The sequence below is a fragment of the Streptomyces sp. SX-6 genome, from assembly GCF_059089585.1.
The window spans coordinates 56723-80035 of the sequence record NZ_JBTHHU010000027.1 but is presented as its reverse complement, the minus strand read 5'-3'; the positions used below and the strand labels follow the sequence as shown (position 1 = coordinate 80035).

General features: G+C 72.4%; 19 protein-coding genes. 4 read left to right on the top strand and 15 right to left on the bottom strand.

Annotated features, from left to right (window positions below):
* Positions 1 to 24 precede the first annotated feature (24 nt).
* The 3 genes from ACV530_RS27040 to topA all read right to left on the bottom strand — a co-directional run bounded on the left by ACV530_RS27040 (position 25) and on the right by topA (position 7592).
* Positions 25 to 1236, bottom strand: a complete 1212-nt coding sequence (locus ACV530_RS27040; protein WP_494335232.1) for a DNA polymerase III subunit delta' — start codon at positions 1234 to 1236, stop codon at positions 25 to 27.
* Between the two features lie 98 nt (positions 1237 to 1334).
* Positions 1335 to 4661, bottom strand: a complete 3327-nt coding sequence (gene tmk, locus ACV530_RS27035) for a dTMP kinase (protein ID WP_494335231.1) — start codon at positions 4659 to 4661, stop codon at positions 1335 to 1337.
* 117 nt (positions 4662 to 4778) lie between these two features.
* A complete protein-coding gene (topA, locus tag ACV530_RS27030; RefSeq protein WP_494335230.1) occupies positions 4779 to 7592 on the bottom strand; it encodes a type I DNA topoisomerase in 2814 nt (937 codons plus the stop codon).
* A gap of 328 nt (positions 7593 to 7920) precedes the next feature.
* Between topA and ACV530_RS27025 the strand changes: the two genes are divergently transcribed.
* The 3 genes from ACV530_RS27025 (at position 7921) to ACV530_RS27015 (ending at position 9270) form a co-directional block, all read left to right on the top strand.
* Positions 7921 to 8394, top strand: coding sequence for a TM2 domain-containing protein (locus ACV530_RS27025; protein WP_494335229.1), 474 nt, complete (start codon positions 7921 to 7923; stop codon positions 8392 to 8394).
* Complete coding sequence (locus ACV530_RS27020) at positions 8387 to 8803, top strand: DUF2752 domain-containing protein (RefSeq protein ID WP_494335228.1); 417 nt, start codon at positions 8387 to 8389, stop codon at positions 8801 to 8803. The genes ACV530_RS27025 and ACV530_RS27020 overlap by 8 nt, the downstream gene beginning before the upstream one ends.
* 182 nt (positions 8804 to 8985) lie before the next feature.
* Positions 8986 to 9270, top strand: a complete 285-nt coding sequence (locus tag ACV530_RS27015; RefSeq protein ID WP_494335227.1) for a TM2 domain-containing protein — start codon at positions 8986 to 8988, stop codon at positions 9268 to 9270.
* A gap of 90 nt (positions 9271 to 9360) precedes the next feature.
* Here the strand turns inward: ACV530_RS27015 and ACV530_RS27010 are convergent, their stop codons facing one another.
* From ACV530_RS27010 to ACV530_RS26990, 5 genes are all read right to left on the bottom strand, one after another.
* Positions 9361 to 10884 (bottom strand): DUF7059 domain-containing protein, encoded by a 1524-nt coding sequence (locus ACV530_RS27010; protein ID WP_494335226.1) that lies wholly within the window; start codon positions 10882 to 10884, stop codon positions 9361 to 9363.
* 74 nt (positions 10885 to 10958) lie between these two features.
* A complete protein-coding gene (locus tag ACV530_RS27005; protein ID WP_494335225.1) occupies positions 10959 to 11534 on the bottom strand; it encodes a small secreted protein in 576 nt (191 codons plus the stop codon).
* A gap of 224 nt (positions 11535 to 11758) precedes the next feature.
* Positions 11759 to 14149 carry a sodium-translocating pyrophosphatase gene (locus tag ACV530_RS27000; protein ID WP_494335224.1) on the bottom strand — a complete coding sequence of 797 codons (2391 nt, stop codon included), beginning with the start codon at positions 14147 to 14149 and terminating at the stop codon, positions 11759 to 11761.
* A gap of 352 nt (positions 14150 to 14501) precedes the next feature.
* Positions 14502 to 14945: an ATP-binding protein gene (locus ACV530_RS26995; RefSeq protein WP_494335223.1), complete on the bottom strand. Its 444-nt coding sequence runs from the start codon at positions 14943 to 14945 to the stop codon at positions 14502 to 14504.
* Between the two features lie 145 nt (positions 14946 to 15090).
* Positions 15091 to 15432 (bottom strand): STAS domain-containing protein, encoded by a 342-nt coding sequence (locus ACV530_RS26990; protein ID WP_229325853.1) that lies wholly within the window; start codon positions 15430 to 15432, stop codon positions 15091 to 15093.
* A gap of 54 nt (positions 15433 to 15486) precedes the next feature.
* Between ACV530_RS26990 and ACV530_RS26985 the strand changes: the two genes are divergently transcribed.
* Positions 15487 to 18006, top strand: a complete 2520-nt coding sequence (locus ACV530_RS26985) for a DEAD/DEAH box helicase (RefSeq protein ID WP_494335222.1) — start codon at positions 15487 to 15489, stop codon at positions 18004 to 18006.
* 44 nt (positions 18007 to 18050) lie between these two features.
* Here the strand turns inward: ACV530_RS26985 and ACV530_RS26980 are convergent, their stop codons facing one another.
* From ACV530_RS26980 to ssd, 7 genes are all read right to left on the bottom strand, one after another.
* The gene (locus tag ACV530_RS26980; RefSeq protein ID WP_494335221.1) at positions 18051 to 18395 is read right to left on the bottom strand and encodes an Rv3654c family TadE-like protein; all 345 of its coding nucleotides are present in this window, start codon (positions 18393 to 18395) and stop codon (positions 18051 to 18053) included.
* A gap of 7 nt (positions 18396 to 18402) precedes the next feature.
* Entirely contained in the window at positions 18403 to 18747 is a 345-nt protein-coding gene (locus tag ACV530_RS26975) for a TadE family type IV pilus minor pilin (protein ID WP_494335220.1), read from the bottom strand.
* Complete coding sequence (locus tag ACV530_RS26970) at positions 18734 to 18940, bottom strand: DUF4244 domain-containing protein (RefSeq protein ID WP_494335260.1); 207 nt, start codon at positions 18938 to 18940, stop codon at positions 18734 to 18736. Before ACV530_RS26970 ends, ACV530_RS26975 begins: the two co-directional genes overlap by 14 nt.
* Before the next feature lie 62 nt (positions 18941 to 19002).
* Positions 19003 to 19800 carry a type II secretion system F family protein gene (locus tag ACV530_RS26965; RefSeq protein WP_494335219.1) on the bottom strand — a complete coding sequence of 266 codons (798 nt, stop codon included), beginning with the start codon at positions 19798 to 19800 and terminating at the stop codon, positions 19003 to 19005.
* A complete protein-coding gene (locus tag ACV530_RS26960; protein ID WP_494335218.1) occupies positions 19797 to 20702 on the bottom strand; it encodes a type II secretion system F family protein in 906 nt (301 codons plus the stop codon). Before ACV530_RS26960 ends, ACV530_RS26965 begins: the two co-directional genes overlap by 4 nt.
* The gene (locus ACV530_RS26955) at positions 20699 to 21856 is read right to left on the bottom strand and encodes a TadA family conjugal transfer-associated ATPase (protein ID WP_494335217.1); all 1158 of its coding nucleotides are present in this window, start codon (positions 21854 to 21856) and stop codon (positions 20699 to 20701) included. The genes ACV530_RS26960 and ACV530_RS26955 overlap by 4 nt, the downstream gene beginning before the upstream one ends.
* The gene (gene ssd / locus ACV530_RS26950; protein WP_494335216.1) at positions 21853 to 22962 is read right to left on the bottom strand and encodes a septum site-determining protein Ssd; all 1110 of its coding nucleotides are present in this window, start codon (positions 22960 to 22962) and stop codon (positions 21853 to 21855) included. Before ssd ends, ACV530_RS26955 begins: the two co-directional genes overlap by 4 nt.
* Between the last annotated feature and the right edge of the window lie 351 nt (positions 22963 to 23313).

The following is a 23313-nucleotide window of genomic DNA, read 5'->3' as shown; positions in this document are numbered from 1 at the left end:
CCGGACGGCCTCCCCGCGCGCCTCTCATCCGGCGCGCAGCGCCACCGCCATCGCCTCGACCGCGAGCAGCGGCGCCACGTTCCGGTCGAGGGCCCGGCGGCAGGCGGCGATCGCCTCGATCCGGCGCAGCGTCCCCTCCGGCCGCGAGGCGGAGGCGATGCGGTCCAGCGCGTCGCGCACGTCGCCGTTGGCGAGCTGGACGCCGGAGCCGAGCTGTATCGCCAGGACGTCGCGGTAGAAGCCGGTGAGGTCGGTGAGGGCGAGGTCGAGGCTGTCGCGCTGGGTGCGTGTGGCGCGGCGCTTCTGCTTGTCCTGGAGCTCCTTCATCGCGCCCGCGGTGCCGCGCGGGAGCCGGCCGCCGGTGCCGGCGGCCGCGCCCAGGGCGGCCCGCAGTTCCTCGGTCTCCTTCGCGTCGACCTCCTCGGCGACCTGCTTGGCGTCCTCGGCGGCCGCGTCGATCAGCTCCTGGGCCGCCTTGAGACAGCCGCCCATGTCGCCGACGCGCAGCGGCAGGGTGAGCACGGCGGCGCGGCGGGCCCGGGCGCGCTCGTCGGTGGCGAGGCGGCGGGACCTGCCGATGTGGCCCTGGGTGGCACGGGCCGACCGGGTGGCGAGTTCGGGCTCGATGCCGTCGCGCCGGACGAGGAGGTCGGCGACGGCATCGGCGGAAGGTGTGCGCAGGCTGAGGGAGCGGCAGCGGGACCGGATCGTGGGCAGCACGTCCTCGATGGACGGCGCGCACAGCAGCCAGACGGTGCGCGGGGCGGGCTCCTCGACGGCCTTGAGCAGCACGTTGCCCGCGCCCTCGGTCAGGCGGTCCGCGTCCTCCAGAACGATCACCTGCCAGCGGCCTCCGGCGGGGGACAGCTGGGCGCGGCGGACGAGGTCGCGCGTCTCCTTGACGCCGATGGAGAGCAGGTCCGTACGGACGATCTCGACGTCCGCGTGCGTACCGACGAGCGTGGTGTGGCAGCCGTCGCAGAAACCGCACCCGGGGACGCCGCCGTGCGCGCGGTCGGGGCTGACGCACTGCAGGGCGGCGGCGAAGGCGCGCGCGGCGGTGGCCCGGCCGGAGCCCGGCGGGCCGGTGAACAGCCAGGCGTGCGTCATCCGGGAACCGGCGGCCGCGGAAGTGCCCCCGGCCGCCGCGGTGACCAGCGCGTCCGCATCGCGCGCGGCAGCGGTGAGCTGCTCCGTCACCCGGTCCTGGCCGACCAGGTCGTCCCACACCGCCATGGCTGTTCCTCCCCGCCGTTTCGTCCCGCGGTCCACCCGCGGTCACCCATTGTGGGACACGGCACTGACAACGGGTTACCGCGCGGCTTCCGCCGCCGTCACCGGCCGTCCTGCCGCGGACCGCCGTCGCCGTCGCCGTCGCGGTCACGGTCACGGTCACGACTGTCGCGGTCGCGGCGGCCGAGCAGGTCGTCCGCGAGCGTGGCGTCGTCGGCCCCGTTCTCCCCGGTCTCCGCCCACTCCGGGCGGCGCCACGGCTTGCGTGCGCCGCCGGTCTTCCCGGGCTTCTGCTCGCCGGGGACGGGCGGCATCTCGCGGGTCCGCTCGCTGTCGGGGTCGGTGCCGGCGGGCCGCTTCGTCTCCGGCTCCTCCGGGCGGAAGAGCCAGTCGGGCACCCGGTCGACCGGGTCCTCCGGCCGCTCGGACGAGGGCCGTGCAGACGAAGGCCGCCCGGGCGAGGGAGCGTCCGCCTTGTGGGGCAGCTCGGCCGTCTCCTCCGCCTCGCTGCCGCCATCCGCCTTCTTGGGCTCCATGCCCCACGTGACGCGCCGGGGCGCCGGCGGGAGCACGGGGACCGGCGGCAGGACGGCCGTCTCCTCCGCGTCGCGCGGGTCCGGACGGTGCACCAGCGGCGTCTCGACCGTCAGCGTCTCGTCCGCGTCCCGCAGCTCGACCGTCTCGCGCGGGTCCGGACGGTGCACGGACGGTGCCTGGAGAACCGCGGTCTCCTCGGCGTCACTCGCCGCGTCCTTGTCCTTGCTCAGCGACGGCCGCTCGACCGTCGCCGCCTCAGATGCCTCGGCCGCCTCAGCCGCCTCAGCCGCCTCAGCCGCGGATTCCGCTGCCGCCTCGGCCGCGACCCGCGCCGCCTCGGCCCGCAGCAAGGCCTCCTCGGCCTTGCGCTGCTTCTCCAGGCGCCGTTCCTCGGCCTCCGCGCGCAGCCGCGCCTCCTCGGCGGCCTGCTTGCGCAGCCGTTCCTGCTCGGCGGCCCGGGTGCGCTCCTCCGCCTCGCGGCGCCTGCGCTCCTCCTCCGCCTGCTTGCGGGCCTCCTCGGCACGCTGCCGGGCCTCCTCGGCCTGGCGCTCGGTCTCGCGGCGCTGGGCTTCCTCTGCCTCGCGGCGCTTGCGCTCCTCTTCCTCCGCCCGCAGCTTGGCGAGCTGCTCCTGGCGCTCGCGCTCGAGCCGCTCCTCCTCCGCCTTGCGCGCGGCTGCTTCCTTCGCGGCTTCCTCGGCCTTGCGGCGGGCTTCTTCCTCGGCCGCCTTGCGCGCCTCTTCGAGAGCCCTCGTCTCGGACTCGGAGAGCGGCAGCAGCTGGTCGAGCCGGTGCCGTACGACCGTGGTGACGGCCTCCGGCTCCTGCCCGGCGTCCACGACGAGGTAGCGCGCCGGGTCGGCGGCGGCCAGGGTCAGGAAGCCGGTCCGCACCCGCTGGTGGAATTCGGCGGGCTCGGACTCGAGCCGGTCGGGCGCCTCCGTGAAGCGTTCGCGCGCGGCCTCCGGCGAGACGTCCAGCAGCACCGTCAGGTGCGGGACAAGCCCGCCCGTCGCCCAGCGGTTGATCCGGGCGATCTCCGTCGGCGAGAGGTTGCGCCCGGCGCCCTGGTAGGCGACGGACGAGTCGATGTAGCGGTCGGAGATGACGACGGCGCCGCGCTCCAGGGCGGGCCGTACGACGGAGTCGACGTGCTCGGCGCGGTCCGCCGCGTACAGCAGCGCCTCCGCGCGGTCCGAGAGACCGGCCGACGCGACGTCCAGCAGGATGGCGCGCAGCCGCTTGCCGATCGGCGTCGCACCGGGCTCGCGGGTGACGACGACCTCGTGGCCCTTGGCGCGGATCCACTCCGCGATCGCCTGGACCTGGGTGGACTTCCCGGCGCCGTCGCCGCCCTCGAAGGCGATGAAGAAACCGTTGTCCGCCTGCGCCTGCGCCGGGTCGCCGCCCTGCACCACGTCCATCAGGTCGCGGTGGAACGGCACGCCGTGCCGGTCGTCGGTCTTGCCGAGGACCAGGGCGGCGACGGGCAGCAGCAGCGCGCCGACGAGCATCAGCGTGAACGCCGCGCCGCCGTGCGCGAAGACGAAGCTGCCGCTCACGAGCCGGTGCGGGCCGATGACGGCGGCGAGGGCGGGCGTCAGGAGGGCGCCCAGCGCGATGCTGACGCGGACGACGGCGTGCAGGTGCTCGGTCGTACGGGCCCTGCGGGCCTCCTCCGTCTCCTGGTCGAGCAGGGAGTGCCCGGTGCCGGCCGCCACGCCCGCCGACACACCGGCCAGCAGCATGAGCAGCAGCACCGTCGTGGCGTCCGGCACCAGGCCGGCGACCAGCAGCGCCAGGCCCGTCACCGCGAGCGCGAGCGCCAGCAGGCGGCGCCGGGAGAAGCCGGGCAGCACCTTGACGGCCCTGCGGATGCCGACGGCCGGGCCGCCGGCGAGCACCAGGACGAGCAGCGCGTAGTCCACCGGCCCGCCGCCGAGGTCCCCGGCCTGGAGCGCGGCGACGCCGACGGCCGCGGCGATCGCCCCGGCCACCGCGGCGCAGGCCAGGACGAGCACGGGGATCGCGCCCGTACGGCCCGTGTCGGGCCCCCGGTCGGTCTTCGGGCGGCGCAGGCCCTCCAGCGGGGAGTGCACGCGGGCCGGCTCCGCGCCGGGGAGGGACAGGAAGTAGACGATCACGGCGGACGCGGTGAACAGCGCGGCCGCGAGATACGTGCCGAGGGCCGCCTGGTGCAGGTGGAACCAGTCGATGCCCGAGCCGAGCAGATTGCCGATCAGCGTGACGACGAGCAGCGCCGCGGCGGCGACGGGCAGCGTCAGGAAGGACGTACGCAGCGACAGGCGCCGCAGCGCGTCCAGGTGGTCCGGACCCTGGCGCACGGCCGCCGCTCCGGGCGGCGGCTGCGGCAGCAGCGCGGGGGCCGAACCGTCCTTGACCACCGTCCATACGCGCTCGGCGACGCCGAGGACGAAGGCCGTGACGAGCAGGACGGCGAGCGCCTTGCTCTCGGTGAAGTCGATCCACACCGGCGCGACGGCCAGCAGCAGCGCCCGTACGGCGTCCGCGCCGACCATCGTCCAGCGGCGGTCGAGGGGGCCGCCGGGCGCGATGAGCGAGGTGACCGGGCCGAGCAGGACGGCGCCGAAGAGCAGCGTGGCGAGCAGGCGCGCACCGATGACCGCGGCCACGGCGAAGGCCGCACCGCGGTAGCCACCGCCGAACGAACCAGCCGTACCCGCCGCCTGGAGCGCGAGCAACACGAGCACCAGGACGCCGAGGGCGTCACCGACCCCGCCCGCGCACTGGGCGCTCCACAGCTGCTTGAGCGACGGGATGCGCAAAAGGGCTCGTACGGCACGCTCGCGGGAGTCCGCGGCCAGTGCCTCGGACGTGGAGGTCGCCACTGGGGGCTGCTCGGCTCGCGTCATCCTGCCAGCCTATCCGGAGCGCCCAATTACCGACCGCCAGTGCGAACAGCGAGGGCGGTGGCCCGGTATCCGGTCCACCGCCCTCGGCTGCTGCTCGCGCCGCTCGGCCTACTTGGCCTACTCGGCCTTTGCCGCGGTCGTCGTCTTCTTGGCCGCGGTCTTCTTCGCGGTCGTCTTCTTGGCCGCTGCCTTCTTCGTCGCAGTGGTCTTCGTCGCGGCCGCCTTCTTGGCCGGCGCCTTCTTCGCCGTCTTCTTGGCCGCGGTCTTCTTCGCCGGGCCCTTGGCACGCTTCTCCGCGAGCAGCTCGAAGCCGCGCTCGGGAGTGATCGTCTCGACATCGTCGTCACGGCGCAGCGTCGCGTTGGTCTCGCCGTCCGTGACGTACGGACCGAAGCGGCCGTCCTTGACCACGACCGGACGCTCGCTGACCGGGTCGGTGCCCAGCTCCTTCAGCGGCGGCTTGGCCGCGGCCCGCCCGCGCTGCTTGGGCTGCGCGTAGATGGCGAGGGCCTGCTCCAGCGTGATGTCGAAGAGCTGGTCCTCGGTCTCCAGCGACCGCGAGTCCGTGCCCTTCTTCAGGTACGGGCCGTAGCGGCCGTTCTGCGCGGTGATCTCCACGCCTTCGGCGTCGGCGCCGACCACGCGCGGCAGCGACATCAGCTTGAGCGCGTCCTCGAGGGTGACGGTGTCGAGGGACATCGACTTGAACAGCGAGGCGGTGCGCGCCTTGACCGCGTTCTTGCCGGTCTTCGGGGTGCCCTCGGGCAGGATCTCGGTGACGTACGGGCCGTAGCGGCCGTCCTTGGCGACGATCTGGTTCCCGCTGACCGGGTCCGCGCCCAGCTCGTACTCGCCGCTCGGCCGGGCGAACAGCTCCTCGGCGTACTCCACGGTCAGCTCGTCGGGCGCCAGGTCACCGGGGACGTCCGCCCGCTGGTGGCCCTCGGTGTCCTTCTCGCCGCGCTCGACGTACGGGCCGTAGCGGCCGACGCGCAGCACGATGCCCTCGCCGACGGGGAAGGAGGACACCTCGCGGGCGTCGATCGCGCCCAGGTCGGTGACCAGTTCCTTCAGGCCGCCGAGGTGGTCGCCGTCGCCGTTGCCGGCATCGGCGGCGCCGCCCTCGGGGCCCTCGCCGAAGTAGAAGCGGCGCAGCCACGGCACGGCCTGCGCCTCGCCGCGGGCGATGCGGTCGAGGTCCTCCTCCATGGAGGCGGTGAAGTCGTAGTCGACGAGCCGGCCGAAGTGCTTCTCCAGCAGGTTCACGACCGCGAAGGAGAGGAACGACGGGACGAGCGCGGTGCCCTTCTTGAAGACGTAGCCGCGGTCGAGGATGGTGCCGATGATCGACGCGTACGTCGACGGACGGCCGATCTCGCGCTCTTCCAGCTCCTTGACCAGCGAAGCCTCGGTGTAGCGGGCCGGCGGCTTGGTGGCGTGGCCGTCCGCGGTGATCTCCTCGGCGGTGAGCCGGTCGCCCTCGGTGACCTGCGGCAGCCGGCGCTCGCGGTCGTCGAGTTCGGCGTTCGGGTCGTCGGCGCCCTCGACGTACGCCTTCATGAAGCCGTGGAAGGTGATCGTCTTGCCGGACGCGCTGAACTCGGCGTCCCGGCCGTCGCTCGACCTGCCGGCGATCTTCACCGTGACCGAGTTGCCGACCGCGTCCTTCATCTGGGAGGCGACGGTCCGCTTCCAGATCAGCTCGTAGAGCCGGAACTGGTCGCCGGTGAGCCCGGTCTCCGCGGGGGTGCGGAAACGATCACCCGAAGGGCGGATCGCCTCGTGCGCCTCCTGGGCGTTCTTGACCTTGCCCGCGTACGTCCGCGGCTTCTCCGGCAGGTAGTCGGCGCCGTAGAGCTGGGTGACCTGCGCCCGGGCGGCGGTGACCGCCGTGTCGGACAGGGTCGTGGAGTCCGTACGCATATAGGTGATGAAGCCGTTCTCGTACAGCTTCTGGGCCACCTGCATGGTCGCCTTCGCACCGAAGCCGAGCTTGCGCGACGCCTCCTGCTGGAGGGTCGTGGTGCGGAAGGGGGCGTACGGCGAGCGGCGGTAGGGCTTGGACTCGACCGAGCGGACCGCGAAGGACGTGTCCGCGAGGGCCACGGCCAGCGCGCGGGCGTTGGCCTCGTCCAGGTGCAGGACCTGGGCGGAATCCTTCAGCTGCCCGGTCGACCCGAAGTCGCGGCCCTGGGCGACGCGGCGGCCGTCGACCGCGCTCAGCCGGGCGGCGAAGGTGCCGGGGTCGCTGGCGTCGCCGCCGCGGCCGGTGGCAAAGGTGCCGGTGAGGTCCCAGTACTCGGCGGAGCGGAAGGCGATGCGCTCGCGCTCCCGCTCGACGACGAGGCGGGTCGCCACGGACTGCACCCGTCCGGCGGACAGCCGGGGCATGACCTTCTTCCAGAGGACCGGCGAGACCTCGTAGCCGTAGAGGCGGTCGAGGATGCGGCGGGTCTCCTGGGCGTCGACGAGCTTCTTGTTCAGCTCGCGCGGATTGGCGACGGCGGACTGGATCGCGTCCTTGGTGATCTCGTGGAAGACCATCCGGCGGACCGGGACCTTGGGCTTGAGGACCTCCTGGAGGTGCCAGGCGATGGCCTCGCCCTCGCGGTCCTCATCGGTGGCGAGGAAGAGCTCGTCGGACTCGGCCAGCAGCCCCTTGAGCTTCTTGACCTGCTCCTTCTTGTCCGCGTTGACCACGTAGACGGGCTGGAAGTCGGCATCGACGTTCACGCCGAGCCGGGCCCAGGGCTCGCCCTTGTACTTGGCCGGGACCTCGGCGGCCCCGTTGGGCAGGTCACGGATGTGCCCGACGCTCGCCTCGACGACGTATCCGGGGCCGAGGTAGCCCTTGATCGTCTTCGCCTTGGCAGGCGACTCGACGATGACGAGTCGGCGGCCGCCGTGTGCGGTCTCGCTGGTCGGGGACAACTTCGCTCTTCTTCCGGTCGGCACTCGGTACGGGAGTTGCTGTGACGCTGCGGAGTGTGACGGTACATCCCGCCCCTATGTCAAACGAAGAAAGCCCGCAACGCCACTCGAACGGTAACCCGACAAGCGTCCTGTCTGCCGCCAGGACCGTCACACAGGCCACGCGACGGACCGGCGCCCGCCCCGCGCACCGCGCCCCCGGCGGCCGCCCCGGCAGCCGCGATGAACCGGTGCCAGAACCTGCTGGCAGGATGGGCGGCCGCACGCGTCGACACCCGACCGTGCGGCTATTTTTCGCCAACTATCACATAACGAGGGCTCTCCACTTATGTCCGATCAGAACCCGTACGGCACTTCCGGCGCACCGCAGGACCAGCCCGGCCAGGGCGGCCTGCCTCCGTACGGGCAGCCGGGCACCGGACAGCCCGGATACGAGCAGCCGGGGTACGGCTACCCCCAGCAGGCCCCGTACCCGCAGGGCCAGCCCGGCTACCCCTACCCGCCGCAGCCGGGCATGCCTGGGATGCCGGGGATGCCGGGGATGTACATGCCCGACCCGAACGCTCCCTACGGCTACGACCCCCACGGCCGCCCCTACTCCGAGAAGTCCAAGATCGTGGCGGGCGTCCTGTCGCTCTTCCTGGGCAGCTTCGGCGTCGGCCGCTTCTACACCGGCCACATCGGCCAGGGCCTCGGCCAGCTCTTCACCTGCGGCGGCCTCGGCATCTGGGCGCTGGTCGACGGCATCGTGCTGCTGACCGGCAACGGCACCGACTCGGAGGGGCGCCCGCTGCGTGGCTGACCGGCCGTCCGCCCGGTTCGCCCGCGCCGCCTCACACCCGGCCGCGGCGCCCCTCGGCGTGCTCGTGGCCGGGGCGGCCGGCGCCGCGTACCTGTGGGGGACGGACCCGCACCAACCCGGGCACCTGCTGCCGCGCTGCCCGTTCAACTGGGCGACCGGGCTGCTCTGCCCGGCCTGCGGCGGCACCCGCATGGCGTACGACCTGCTGCACGGCGACTTCGGCACCGCGCTCCACGACAACGCCGTGCTGCTGGTCCTCGGCACCCCCCTGGCCGCGTATCTGTGCGGCCGCTGGCTGCTGGAGGGGCTGCGGGGGCGGCGCTACCGGCCGCGGTTCAGCAGGGCCGGGACGGCCTCCGTGCTGGGCGTCGCCGTGCTCTGGGCGGTCGTCCGCAACCTGATCGGCTGAATCACCCGTTCCAGCACCGGAATGGGTGATTGCTCCGCATTTGCCGGTAACCGAAAGATCACGATTTCGCCGGACCATACAACTGTCCGGAAATCCACCTCGTCTGCTTGATCGCTGCCGCACAGCCCTCGTTCCCCGACGGGCACGGCGGCACCGCGAACCGCTCTTCGAGGAGAAACCCCATGTCCTACCCCTACCCGCAGGCACCCCAGCCGGGCGCCGGCACCCCGTACGGCCACGCCCCCAACGGGCAGCCGTACTCCGAGAAGTCCAAGATCGTGGCGGGCGTCCTCCAGATCCTCCTGGGCTACCTGGGCATCGGCCGCTTCTACACCGGCCACGTCGGCATGGGCGTCGCCCAGCTCCTCACCTGCGGCGGCCTCGGCATCTGGGCGCTGATCGACGGCATCATCTTCCTCGTCAGCAACACCCGCACCGACAAGAAGGGCTTCGTGCTGCGCGGCTGACGCCCCGCACGGCCCTGGGCGCACACGGGCGGTCCGCCTCCGGAAACCGGAAGCGGACCGCCCGCTTTTCTTCCGCTTTTCTTCCGCGCGCTACCGCACCGGGATCAGGAAACCCTGCTCCACCAGCATCCGGATCGCCTCGGGCGTACGGCCGCGCAGCAGCACCGGGTCCTCCCCGACGAGCTGCGCGATGGCGTCGAGGATCCGGCCCGCGCTGAGCGTCCCGTCGCACACGCCCGCGAAGCCCGCGCCGACCGTGTCCACCTTGGTGGCCCGGCGCATGCCGCGGTTCTGCCGGAGCACCACGTGCTCGGGATCCTCCGCCCCCGGCATCCCCACCTGTTCCTGCACGACCTCCGGGGCCAGCTGGAAGCGCGAGGCCAGCAGCGCCGCGTCATCGTGCGCCCGCAGGAAGTCCTGCCGCTCGAAGTGCGCCCGGATGTGCTCGCCGAGCGGCTGCTCGACCGGGTGCGGCCACTCCTCGACCGTCACGGACGGCCGGTCGGAACCGGACTTGCGCAGCGTGATCCAGCCGAATCCGACACCCTTGGTACCGCGCGCCTCGAACTCCTCCAGCCAGGCGTCGTACCGCGCCGCGTACTCCTCCGGCGAGGTGCGGTGGTCGCCCGCGTCGCGCAGCCACAGCTCGGCGTACTGCGCCACGTCCTGCACCTCGCGCTGGACGATCCACGCGTCGCAGCCGGCCGGCACCCAGGACGCCAGCCGCTCGCGCCAGTCCTCGCCCTCCACGTGCTGCCAGTTGGCGAGCAGCTGGCAGTAACCGCCGTCGTTGAGCCGGGCGGCCGACTGGCAGACGAGCGTGCGGCACAGGTCGTCGCCGCCCATGCCGCCGTCGCGGTAGGTGAGCCGGGCGCCGGGAGAGATGACGAACGGCGGGTTGGAGACGATCAGGTCGAACGTCTCGTCGGCGACCGGCTCGAAGAGCGAGCCCCGGCGCAGATCGGCCTCGGGCGCACCGGACAGCGCAAGGGTGAGCCGAGCCATGGCCAGAGCACGCGGGTTGAGGTCGGTGGCCATGACACGGGTGGCGTGCTGGGCCGCGTGCAGGGCCTGGATCCCGGAACCGGTGCCGAGGTCGAGCGCGCTCGCGACGGGCGTGCGCACGGTGAGCCCGGCGAGCGTGGTGGACGCGCCGCCGACGCCGAGGACCAGCTCGGAGCGGTCCGCCCCGGCCGCTCCCCCGCCGATGCCGCCGGCGCCGCCGACCGCACAGCCGAGGTCGGAGACGATCCACCAGTCCTGCCCCTCGGGGCCGCCGTACGGCCGGACGTCCACGGCCGCCCGGACGTCCTCGCCGTCGCGGACGAGCCAGCCGTCGGCCAGGCACTCCTCCGCCGGGAGCGCGGCGGAAGCACGGCCGTACGGGGCAGGCCGCTGCAGGAGGAAGAGCCGGACCAGGGTCTCCAGCGGGCTGTCCCCGCGCGTGGCGCGCAGCGCCGGGACGGTCTCGCTGCGCGCGAGCGCGGCATAGGCGGAGGCGCCGAGCAGGTCGAGGAGGCCGTCGGCGGTGAAGCCGGCGGCGAGCAGGGCGTCGCGCAGGCGGGCGGTGCGCGCGGGGTCGGCGGCGGTGGGGAGCGTACTCACGCGGTCCATTGTCGGGGGCACCACCGACAAAGGCGAAAGCCCGGCACCACGGCGGCGGTACCGGGGCTTTCGGGGAAGCGCTGTTACTTCTTCGACGGCGTCGGCATCACCGACGACTGCCTGCAGCTGGCCTGCTTCATCATCGCCTTGCCGACGTCGCCCGACTGCAGCTTGTTCAGGGCGTCCTGGCTCTTGCCGCTGAGCTGGCCGATGCCGGTCGCGATGGTCTTGAGACCCTCGGCGAACTTGCCCTTGTCCTTGGTGTCCAGGCCCTCGACCTGCTTCTTGAGCCCGGTGTAGGCCGACGAGAGGTCGTTGAGCGCCTTGACGGCGTTCTTCTGGCTGTCCTCCCCGTCCTTGCCGGGCGGCGCACCGGCGTTGTCGACGGAGGTGGCGAGCGCCTTGTAGGCGTCGGCGTTGGCCTGGAAGGCCGCCGAGTCGGTCTTCTGGACCTTCTTCGAGTCCTCCTCCGACTTCATCGCGGCGATCGAGGAGTTGGCGTCCTGGATCTTCTTGACCTGGGGCTGCATCTGATCGCAGACCTTCTTGGCCCAGGCGTCGAGCTTCTTGCCGCTGTCGTCACCGCCGCCGCCACAGCCGGTCAGTGCCAGGACAAGTGCCGCACCGCCCGACAGTGCGGCCACAAGCTTCTTGTTCACCGGTTCGGTCCCTTCAATGGCTCTCGGCCCCGGAACTTACACGTCCCTCGGGAACGGACCGCGAGCCAGGCAACCCATATGAGGTTTTTATAGCCATTTGCACCAAGCCCGGCGTGGCGTTCGCCGCATTCTCCTCCCGCTCCTCCCCCGGCGGAACGGACCAGGGCGGACGGCGCCTTGCGCACCGTCCGCCCCGGTTCGTCCGCTACGGAGTCAGGACTGGGTCAGGACACCACCGCGGGGTCGGCCGACTGCGCCGCCGGTTCGGTCTCGCCGTCGTCGTCCACGGCGACGCCGCGCCGCTTGGAGACGTACACCGCGCCGATGATGACGACGGCCGCCAGCGCGGCGACACCGATCCTCAGGCCCCGGTTGGCGTCGTCCCCGTACGAGAACTTCACCACCGCCGGGGCGATCAGCAGTGCCACCAGGTTCATGACCTTCAGCAGCGGGTTGATCGCGGGACCGGCGGTGTCCTTGAACGGATCGCCCACCGTGTCGCCGATGACCGTCGCCGCGTGCGCCTCGCTTCCCTTGCCGCCGTGACGCCCGTCCTCGACCAGCTTCTTGGCGTTGTCCCACGCGCCACCGGAGTTGGCCAGGAAGACGGCCATCAGCGTGCCGGCACTGATCGCTCCGGCGAGGTACGAGCCGAGCGCACCGACACCCAGGGCGAAGCCGACCGCGATGGGGGCCATCACGGCGAGCAGCCCGGGCGTGGCGAGTTCGCGCAGCGCGTCCTTGGTACAGATGTCCACCACGCGCCCGTACTCCGGCTGCTCCGTGTAGTCCATGATCCCGGGGTGCTCGCGGAACTGCCGCCGCACCTCGTAGACCACCGAACCCGCCGACCGCGACACCGCGCTGATCGCCAGCCCGGAGAAGAGGAACACCACGGCCGCGCCGAGCACGAGCCCGACGAGGTTGTTGGGATGCGAGATGTCCAGACTCAGCCCCAGCGCCGAGGAGTTCGCGTGGACGTCCCGGACCGCCGTGTCGATCGCGTCATGGTACGAGCCGAACAACGCGGACGCCGCCAGTACCGCCGTGGCGATGGCGATGCCCTTGGTGATCGCCTTGGTGGTGTTGCCCACGGCGTCGAGGTCGGTGAGCACCTGCGCGCCCGCGCCCTCGACGTCGCCGGACATCTCCGCGATGCCCTGCGCGTTGTCGGAGACCGGCCCGAAGGTGTCCATGGCGACGATGACGCCGACGGTCGTCAGCAGCCCCGTACCGGCGAGCGCGACAGCGAACAGCGCCAGCATGATCGACGAACCGCCCAGCAGGAACGCCCCGTACACACCCAGGGCGATCAGCACCGCCGAGTACACGGCCGACTCGAGACCGATGGAGACACCGGCGAGCACCACGGTCGCGGGACCGGTGAGCGAGGTCTTGCCGATGTCCCGTACGGGCCGCCGGCTGGTCTCCGTGAAGTAGCCCGTGAGCTGCTGGATGAGCGCCGCGAGGACGATGCCGATGGCGACCGCGACCAGCGCGAGCACCCTCGGATCGCCGTTGTGACCACGGATCGCCGCGTCGCCGAGGCCCTTCAAATCCGCGTAGCTGGACGGCAGATACGCGAACACCGCCACTGCCACGAGTCCGAGCGAAATGACGGCCGAAATGAAGAAGCCCCGGTTGATCGCGGTCATGCCGCTGCGGTCGGCACGGCGCGGCGCCACCGCGAAGATACCGATCATCGCCGTGAGCACACCGATGGCCGGGACGAGCAGCGGGAAGGCGAGCCCGTCGTTGCCGAACGCGGCCTTGCCGAGGATCAGCGCGGCGACGAGCGTCACCGCGTACGACTCGAAGAGGTCGGCCGCCATGCCCGCGCAGTCGCCCACGTTGTCGCCGACATTGTCCGCGATGGTGGCCGCATTGCGCGGGTCGTCCTCGGGAATGCCCTTTTCGACCTTGCCGACGAGGTCGGCACCGACATCCGCCGCCTTGGTGAAGATGCCGCCGCCGACCCTCATGAACATGGCCAGCAGCGCGGCACCGAAGCCGAAACCCTCCAGCACCTTCGGTGCGTCGGCCGCATAGACGAGCACCACGCAGGAGGCGCCCAGCAGCCCGAGGCCGACGGTGAACATGCCGACGACCCCGCCCGTGCGAAACGCGATCTTCATGGCCTTGTGTGCGACGGCCCTCAGATCCTTTTCGGGCTCGCCCGGGGCGGGCGTCGCCTCTCGAGCGGCAGCGGCCACACGCACATTGCTGCGCACCGCGAGCCACATGCCGATATAGCCGGTCGCGGCGGAAAAGAGCGCCCCGACCAGAAAGAACACCGAACGCCCCGCACGCTGCGACCAGTTGTCGGCGGGCAGAAGCATGAGCAGGAAGAACACGACCACGGCGAATACGCCGAGCGTGCGCAACTGCCGCGCCAGATAGGCGTTCGCGCCTTCCTGGACCGCGGCGGCAATTCTCTTCATGCTGTCGGTGCCCTCACCTGCCGCAAGCACCTGCCGCACCAGCATCACGGCCACCGCGAGAGCCGCGAGCGCGACGGCCGCGATGACGATCACGATGGTGCGGTTGCCGGGGGTCAGCTCGACCGCGAGTCTTTGAGTGAAGTCCACCTGTTCAGGGGTGAAGTGCCCTGCCATTCGTCCTCCCTGACGTTTGGCACATGGGCGCGCGACCGGACCGCGACCGCGGAACAGCCGCCACGCTCAGGCGTCCTGAGCTCAAGATGGACGGATTGTAGGAAGCGGGACGGGATCAAAACAGAGCGCAGGAAACGGAATAAGCCTGCGCAAGTGAAGACCGTGTGGACGACCCTTGGACGACCCGCAGGCCGGATGAACGGGCCCGTGAAGATCCGCCCACGGAGATCCGGGCAACCGGCGATCTCCAGTGAAGATCCGGAATTGCCGCACGGCACACGACGCGATTCCGCCACCCCGCAGAGCTACGACGCAATACGGAGGCCGGACTACGGAAAAATGCGGTGCCGGACTACGGCAGGACGGGCGCCGGGGCCGTCGGCCAGCTCATCCGGATCACACCGCCGTCCTCCCCCGCGGTCACCTCGACGTCGTCGACGAGACCGCTGATGACGGCGAGGCCCATCTCGTCCTCGCCCTCCGCACCGCTCTCATCCGACGCGGTGGCGGAGCCATGGGCGGAAGCGCCCTCGACGACGACAGCCCGCGGCGCGTCGTCACCCACCTCGATGGAGAACTTCTTCTCCTCCTCGGTCAGCACGACCCGTACCGGGGTGGAGATGTCGTTGGCGACATGCAGACCGACGGCACGCGAGCAGGCCTCGCCCACCGCGAGCCGCACCTCGTCCAGCACGGCCTCGTCGACCCCGGCCCGGCGCGCCACAGCAGCCGCGACGAGACGCGCGGTGCGAACGTGCTCGGGAAGGGCACTGAAAAGCAGTTCGACGGTGGCCATGCCATCCCCCTCAGTCGTACGTGCCCTCTTCCGCCGGGGCGGTCCCTCTGACCGGGACAGTCCCTCTACCGGAACAGGGCGAACTCACGGAGGGACCGAACCCCTAGGCCCGGCGCCCCCGCGTGGCGTTGTCGTCAGGCGACCGTCAGTCGGTCGCCTGCACCGCGTCCTGGACCGAGGTGTGGATCGGGAACACCTTGGTGAGACCGGTGATACGGAAAATCTTGAGAATGCGCTCCTGGTTGCAGACCAAGCGCAGCGAACCCTCATGGGCACGCACCCGCTTGAGACCACCGACCAGGACGCCGAGCCCGGTGGAGTCCAGGAAGTCGACGGCCTCCATGTCCACGACGAGGTGATAGCTGCCGTCGTTGACAAGCTCGACCAGCTGCTCCCGCAGCTTGGGCGCGGTGTACACATCAATCTCGCCACCGACCTTGACAACCGTACGGTCGCCTACGGTTTCGGTCGACAGGGACAGGTCCACGGATCCTCCAGCACCTTGCATCGAGCGGTCGCCCCCCATGGATCGGCAGCCGCGATGGCATTCAATCACTTACCGGCAGGCGCGCACGACGCCTTGGGGCCATTGTCCGTCACGCCAGTGACACACTCGATGGCAATGGCTCACGATCAACTCCCGCCGGAGGCGGGCGTACATCCCTCTCCCCGGGCGGCCCTCGAACGGCTCACCGCCGCGGGAGGCCGGGCTGCACGCATCACTCATACGGAGCACTTGCCCCCTCGCCCGGGACGTCATGCCCCCTGGCCGGAGAAGATCCGGCCGGAAGTCGCCGAGGCCGTCCGGGCCGCGGGAATCGCCCGCCCCTGGGCCCACCAGGCGCTGACCGCCGAGCACGCGCTGCGCGGCGAGTCGGTGGTCGTGGCCACCGGCACGGCGTCCGGCAAGTCGCTCGCCTATCTCGCGCCGGTGCTGAGCACGCTGCTGGACGGGGCGGAGGCGCCCAACGGGCGCGGCACGACCGCCCTCTACCTCGCCCCCACCAAGGCACTCGCCGCCGACCAGCGGCGCGCCGTGCAGGAGCTCGCCGCTCCTCTCGGCAAGGCCGTCCGGGCCGCGGTCTACGACGGCGACACGCCCGTGGAGGACCGGGAGTGGGTGCGCCAGTACGCCAATTACGCGCTCACCAACCCCGACATGCTCCACCGCTCCATCCTGCCCGCCCACCCCAGGTGGAGCTCCTTCCTGCGCGCCCTGCGCTATGTCGTCGTCGACGAGTGCCACACCTATCGCGGGGTCTTCGGCTCGCACGTGGCCCAGGTGCTGCGCAGGCTGCGCCGCGTCTGTGCCCGCTACGGCTCCGAACCCGTCTTCCTGCTGGCCTCCGCCACCGCCTCCGACCCCGCGGCCTCCGCGGGGCGGCTCACGGGGGTGCCGGTCGTGGAGATCACCAAGGACGCCTCGCCGCGCGGCGAGCTCGTCTTCGCCCTGTGGGAGCCTCCGCTCACCGAGCTCCACGGCGAACGGGGCGCGCCCGTCCGCCGCACCGCCACCGCCGAGGCCGCCGACCTGCTCACCGGCCTGGCCGTCCAGGGCGTACGCACCGTCGCGTTCACCCGCTCCCGGCGCAGCGCCGAACTCGTGGCACTGATAGCCCAGGAGCGGCTCGCGGCAGTGGACCGCTCCCTCCCCTCGCGCGTCGCCGCCTACCGGGGCGGCTACCTCCCCGAGGAGCGCCGCGCCCTCGAGCGCGCCCTGCACACCGGGGAGCTGCTCGGCCTCTCCGCCACGACGGCCCTGGAGCTCGGCGTCGACGTCGCCGGTCTCGACGCCGTCCTCCTCGCCGGCTACCCCGGCACCCGCGCCTCCCTGTGGCAGCAGGCCGGCCGCGCCGGCCGCGCGGGGCAGGGCGCGCTCGCGGTCCTCGTGGCGCGGGACGACCCGCTGGACACCTATCTCGTCCACCACCCCGAAGCACTGTTCGAGCAGCCCGTCGAGTCCACCGTCCTCGACCCGGACAACCCGTACGTCCTCGCTCCCCACCTGTGCGCGGCGGCCGAGGAGCTGCCGCTGACCGAAGCCGACCTGTCGCTGTTCGGCCCCGAGACCCGGGGGCTGCTCTCGCAGCTCGAGGCCCGCAAGCTGCTCCGACGCCGCGGAACCGTCTGGCACTGGACCCGCCGTGAGCGCGCCGCCGACCTCACCGACATCCGGGGCGAGGGCGGGCGGCCCGTCCAGGTCGTCGAGGAGGGCACAGGCCGGCTGCTGGGCACCGTGGACGCCTCCGCCGCGCACACCACCGTGCACGAGGGCGCGGTCCACCTCCACCAGGGCCGCAGCTACCTGGTCCGCAGGCTCGACCTGGAGGACTCCGTCGCCCTGGTCGAGCAGGCCGACCCGCCCTACTCGACGACCGCCCGCGACACCACCTCCGTCTCGATCCTGGAGACCGGCACGGAGATCCCGTGGGGGGACGCGAAGCTGTGCTTCGGTTCGGTCGAGGTCACCAGTCAGGTCGTTTCCTTCCTTCGCCGCAAGCTCATCACCGGGGAGGTCCTCGGCGAGACCAAGCTGGACCTGCCGCCGCGTACGCTGCGCACCCGCGCCGTGTGGTGGACGGTCACCGACGACCAGCTCGACGAGGCCCGCATCCTCCCCGAGGCCCTCGGCGGAGCGCTGCACGCCGCGGAACACGCCTCGATCGGCATGCTGCCGCTGTTCGCCACCTGCGACCGCTGGGACATCGGCGGTGTCTCCGTACCCCTGCACCCGGACACGCTCCTGCCCACCGTCTTCGTCTACGACGGCCACTCGGGCGGTGCGGGCTTCGCCGAACGGGCCTTCCACACGGCCGCGTCGTGGCTCGACGCCACGCGCGAGGCCATTGCCGCCTGCGAGTGCGATGCGGGCTGTCCGTCGTGCATCCAGTCGCCGAAATGCGGCAACGGCAACGATCCGCTCGACAAAAAGGCCGCCATCCGCCTCCTCACCCGCCTCCTGGCCGACGCCCCCGCCGGACCGCCCGACACACCTGCCACGCCCGCCACGCCCGCCACGCCCGCCGTACCGCCTCAGGAAGACCCGCCAGGGGACGGCTGAGGCGGTGGCACCAGTGCCGGTCCACCGGTGCCGGTGCCAGCGCATCAGCTCCCGGCCACGGCCCCGCGGCCGGGCTCCGGCGCCGCGGGCCCCGCGCGGGACCGGGCCCGTACGGCATACGGACCGGCCCGCGCCTCGGCCGCCACCTCGGCGATCTCGCCCTGCACCACGCAGCGCACCACGCTCGCCCGCTGGGCCCGGGCCACGCGCCGGGCAAGCCCGCAGGCCGCGTCCTCGCCCAGCAGCGCGTGGTCGGCGGCGGCCAGGACCGCCAGGTCGGCCGCACCGGCCGCACGATGCCGGGCCAGCACCGCCTGCCCCATGGCCAGCAGCACCGCGAAGACCGCGCAGAGTGCCGTCGCGGCGATCGCCGTCCACACCGAGGCCATGCCCGTGTCAGCCCACCGCGTCCTCCGCAAGGGCCACCGCCTCTCCGCCCAGCCGGACCGCGAGCGGCCCGGGCCCGGCGGACCGGGCCTCCACCCGTACCCGCACCAGATCCCCCTCCCTCGTCACGGCGACCGTGGCCCCTGCCGGGGCCGCCGACCTCGCTGCGTCGGCGGCCACCGCCGACGGCTCCGACCGGGCCGCCGCCCGCGCTCCGGCCCGGGCCGCGTCCACGCACTGGATCTGCGCCGCCGCGGCCATCAGCCCCCAGACCAGCGCCATGCCGAACAGCACCAGCACCGGAAGCGCGAGCGCGGCCTCGGCCGTCGCCTGGCCGCCGTCAGGCCGCCGCATGGAGCGCCTTCTCCACCAGCGCCTGCAGCGCTGCGCTCACGGCCCCGCTGGTGACAACCTTGTACAGCACGGCCGCGAGCGCACAGGCCGCGATCGTGCCCACCGCGTACTCGGCCGTCGACATGCCGGACTCACCTGCGGACTTCACCGACGCCCGACACCGCATCCACCACTGCATGACCATCTCCATCATCTCCGCCATCTCCGCCTATTCGACGGTTAGTTGATGCTCCGTTGACGTTCCATTGGGGTTCCTCACCTGCCCGGCGTGAGCCCGCTCGCGAGCCCGACGACCATGGGCACCACACCCACCACCAGGAAGGCGGGCAGGAAGCACAGCCCCAGCGGGGCCGTCGCCAGGACCCCGGCGCGCCGGGCCCGTATGCCCGCCGCCCGGCCCTGCGCGACCCTCAGCCTGGCGGCCAGCCGCGACATGGGCTCCACCGCGGGAACCCCCGTCTCGTGCGCCCGCTCGAGGCACAGCGCCAGCGCACGGGCGCCGGGCAGGCTCCCCAACCGGCCCCAGGCGACAGCAGGTTCCCCGCCGAGGCGCACCTCCGCGGCAGCCTGGGCCAGCCGCTCGCCCACCGGACCGCCGAGCGACCACCCGACCACTTCGGCCGCATCACGCGGCCCGGCTCCCGCGGCGAGACAGGCCGCCAACAGATCGGCCGCAAGAGGGAGTTGTTGCACCACTTCCTCCTCGGTGGCGGGCGGCACTTCACCGGCCGCCTGCCGTGCACCCCGCCGCCACCGCCACACGCCGTACGCGGCGACACCGCCCACCAGGCACCCGAGGACGCCGCCGACGAGGACGAGCCCCGTGATCCCCGCTCCGGCCGCAGGCAGCCCACCCCGGGACACGGCGGACCATCCCGACCACTGCCGCAGCCGGTCCACCGGCCCTGCCGCGGGACCTCTGCCGAACAGCCGCGCCACCCGGCGGCAGGCCGCCTTCTCCTCGCGGGTCCTGCTCAGGGCGAGGACCGCACACACCGCGGCGACCGCCAGCGGAACTGCCGCGCCCACGCTGCCGAGATACTCCTCGCTCATGTCTCCCCCTTCCCGTGGTGCGCGCCCGCCGCCCGCACGATCCGCCGTGTCCAGACGAGCCCGGCGTACTCGAGCAGCCCGCCGAGAACGAGACAGCCGAGCCCGGCGGGAGTGTGCAGCAGCACCCGCAGCGGTTCAGCTCCGAGCGCGCTTCCCATCAGCAGAGCGAGGACGGGCAGCAGGGCGAGCATCGCGGCGGTGGACCTGGTGCCCGCCAACTGGGCGCGCAGATCTTCTCGTTGGTCACGCTCGGCCTCGAGGGCCGCACCTACTCGCTCAAGGCCGGTGGCGAGCCCGGCCCCGCCGTCCACGGCGACCTGCCAGCAGGCGGCCACGCCATTCAACCCCTCGGCTCCTGGCTGCCGGCCTGCCTGCCGCAGGGCATCCGGCACTTCCCCGCCGAACCTCGCCGCAGCGGACACCGTCGCCCAGGCCGGACCGATTCCCTCCTCCGAGAAACCCGTCACCGCTTCGCCGGGCTGCCGTCCGGCGCGGAGTTCCCCCGCGACGGCACCGCACAGTTCGATCACCGCGCCCTCGCGCCGCTCCCGCTCGCCCTGCCGCCGTCGCGCGGCCAGCCACCGGCGTACCAACGGCACGGCTGCGACTGCCACGAGAAGTGGAAGCACCGACGCGCCCAGCAAGGCAATGCCGCACCCGATCGGCAGGCACACCAACTCACGCCTCTCGAGCAGCGCTTCGCGCAGCCGACGGACTGGATCGCCGATCCACGGCGGCAGCGAGAATCCCTCTCCCCCGGCCTCCCCTCCGCCGCCCGCCAGCAGCATCCTCGCCCTGCGCAGCTCCCGTCCCGGACGTGCCGACAGCCACATGGCCAGAGCCGCACAGAGCATCAACGCACCGACAAAGGCCGCCCGGGACACCACAACCGGCCCAGTCACGACGCGCCTCCACCGCGTCCGCACAGCTCCGCGAGCCGCCCCCACCCACGGGCCTGCTCGAAGCCCTCCGGCCCCCACACGGCCGCCGGAACGGTCGTGACGAACCCGGCACGATTGCGGTCGAGCACATGCACCTCGGCCACGCGCCGTCGGCCGCCACGATCGCGCACCAGATGGATCACCACCGACAGCGCGGCGGCCAACTGGCTGTGCAGCGCCGCCCGGTCGAGCCCCGCCGTGGACCCCAGAGCCTCGAGCCGGGCGGGCACGTCCGCCGCGGCATTCGCGTGGACCGTCCCGGAACCTCCCTCATGTCCCGTGTTCAAGGCGGCGAGCAAATCCGTGACTTCGGGACCACGCACCTCACCGACGACCAGTCTGTCCGGCCGCATCCGCAGGGCCTGGCGCACCAAATCGCGCAAGGTGACCAGACCATGACCCTCCTGGTTCGCGGGCCTCGTCTCGAGCCGCACCACATGAGGGTGGTCGGGGCGCAGCTCGGCCGAATCCTCGGCGAGCACGATCCGTTCGTCCGGCGCGACGAGCCCCAGCAACGTCGACAGGAGCGTCGTCTTGCCCGAGCCCGTCCCTCCGCTGATCACGAACGAGAGCCGGGCGTCCAGCACCGCGCGCAGCAGCCACTGGCCACCGGGCGGTACCGTGCCCGCGGCGGCCAACTCGTCGAGCGAGAACGCCCTGGGCCGGACCACGCGCAGGGACAGACAGGTCGACCCGACCGCCACTGGGGGCAGCACGGCATGCAGGCGCGTGCCGTCCGGCAGCCGGGCGTCCACCCAGGGCCGGGCATCGTCGAGTCTGCGCCCGGCGATCGCGGCGAGCCGCTGGGCGAGCCTGCGCACGGCGGCCGCGTCCGGGAAGGACACCTCCGAACTCTCCAGGCCCGCACCGCGGTCCACCCATACCTGGTCGGGCGCGGTGACCAGCACATCGGTGACATCCGGCTCGGCGAGCAACGGCTCCAATGGGCCAGTACCGATCAGTTCGGAACGCAACCGGGCGACGATGCCGAGCACTTCGGCGTCCCCGAGGAGCCGCCCTTCCCGGCGCAGCGCCTCGGCCACCCGCGCGGGAGTCGGCTCTGCTCCGTTCTCCGCGAGCCGTAGCCTTACGGCCTCCAGCAATGCGGCGCTCATACCGGCACGCTCCCGTCGTCGACGAGTGCCTGCTCCCAGAACTCCGCACAGAATCCGGCGAGCGGCCCCCGTTCATCCGCGCCCGGCGGGCGGCCGACGATCAGGGCCGTCGACAAACCTGATTCCAGGGGCAGTTCACCGGCGAGTGGAAGCCCGAGCAGGCGGGCGATCTCCCCGCCGTCGAGTCCCGGCCCGCACGGGCCGCGGACGACCAGCCTCAGATCGCCCAGCATCATCCCGGCCATCGAGGCCACCCGGTGGGCCGCGACAACGGCCCGCAACTCGGAGGGCACCACCAACAGCCCCATGTCCAGCTGCTCGAGTGCCTCCGCCGCGGCGCCGTCCAGCCTGCGCGGCAGATCCACGACGACGACCCCACCGCGCCTGCGGGCTGCGGCGAGCACGGCCCGCATCGCATCGGGCGGAACGGCGGTGCAGTCGCCGCGATCCCAGCTCAGCACACGCAGCGAGTGCAGCTCGGGCAACGCCTCCTCCAGCGCACGCCCGGCCACCCGCCCTCGCGAACCCGCGAAGGCCGGCCACCTGAGCCCCGCAGCGCGTTCGCCGCCGAGCAGCACATCCAGGCCACCGCCCAGCGGATCGCCGTCGATCAGCATCGTGCGCCGACCGGACCGGGCCGCGCCCACCGCCAGGGCGCACGCCAGAGTGCTGGCTCCGGCGCCGCCCCGTCCGCCGATCACTCCCACCGTGAGCGCCGGGCGCCCCACGCCTTCCACGGCGTCGGCGATCCGGTCGACCAGCCAGCCCTCCCCGTCGGGCAGCAGCACCACGTTGCGGGCGCCGATCTCGACGGCCCGCTGCCAGATGCCGGGGTCGTCGGGGTCGGTGCCGACCAGCACCACGCCCTCCCGGTGCGCCGCCCCTCCCATCCGGGCCGCGCAGTCGTCGCCCACCAGAATCAGCGACGCACTTCCCCAACTCCCGCCCCGCGCGGGCCGTTCCCGGGTGACCTCGGGCATGGCACCCGCCGCCGCGCACAATCGCAACAGGTCATCCAGCAGTCCTTCGTCCTCCGTGACAATCAGCGGTGTGCCCCGCCTTGCCTCCGCCGACGTCGGCCAATCGGATGTGATGGATCCGGTCACGACGTCCCCCCTCTCCTACGCGTCTCAGTTCGTGCCTCTCGCATCCGCGAACGCCGCGGAACTCGTGAGGAATCACCGTGCAACGAACCGGGAAATCGTGTGGATCTTGGTCGAAAACTGTGGACAACTCGCCGGTTGTGAATATCCCGCTCACCTATACCGGTGACTTCCGGAGAGCACCGCACCGATTACGCTGCGTGACCTGTATGAAGGGGGAGGGACAGGCGCCGACCGGGGCCCGCGGAGAGGAAGGAGGCTCGGGCGCGATGCTCGAAACACATCCGGACATGCGACGACCCCCGCCGGGGGGGAGAGCGGGGGTCGTCCCCACGGCCGACTCGGGGGGGGAGG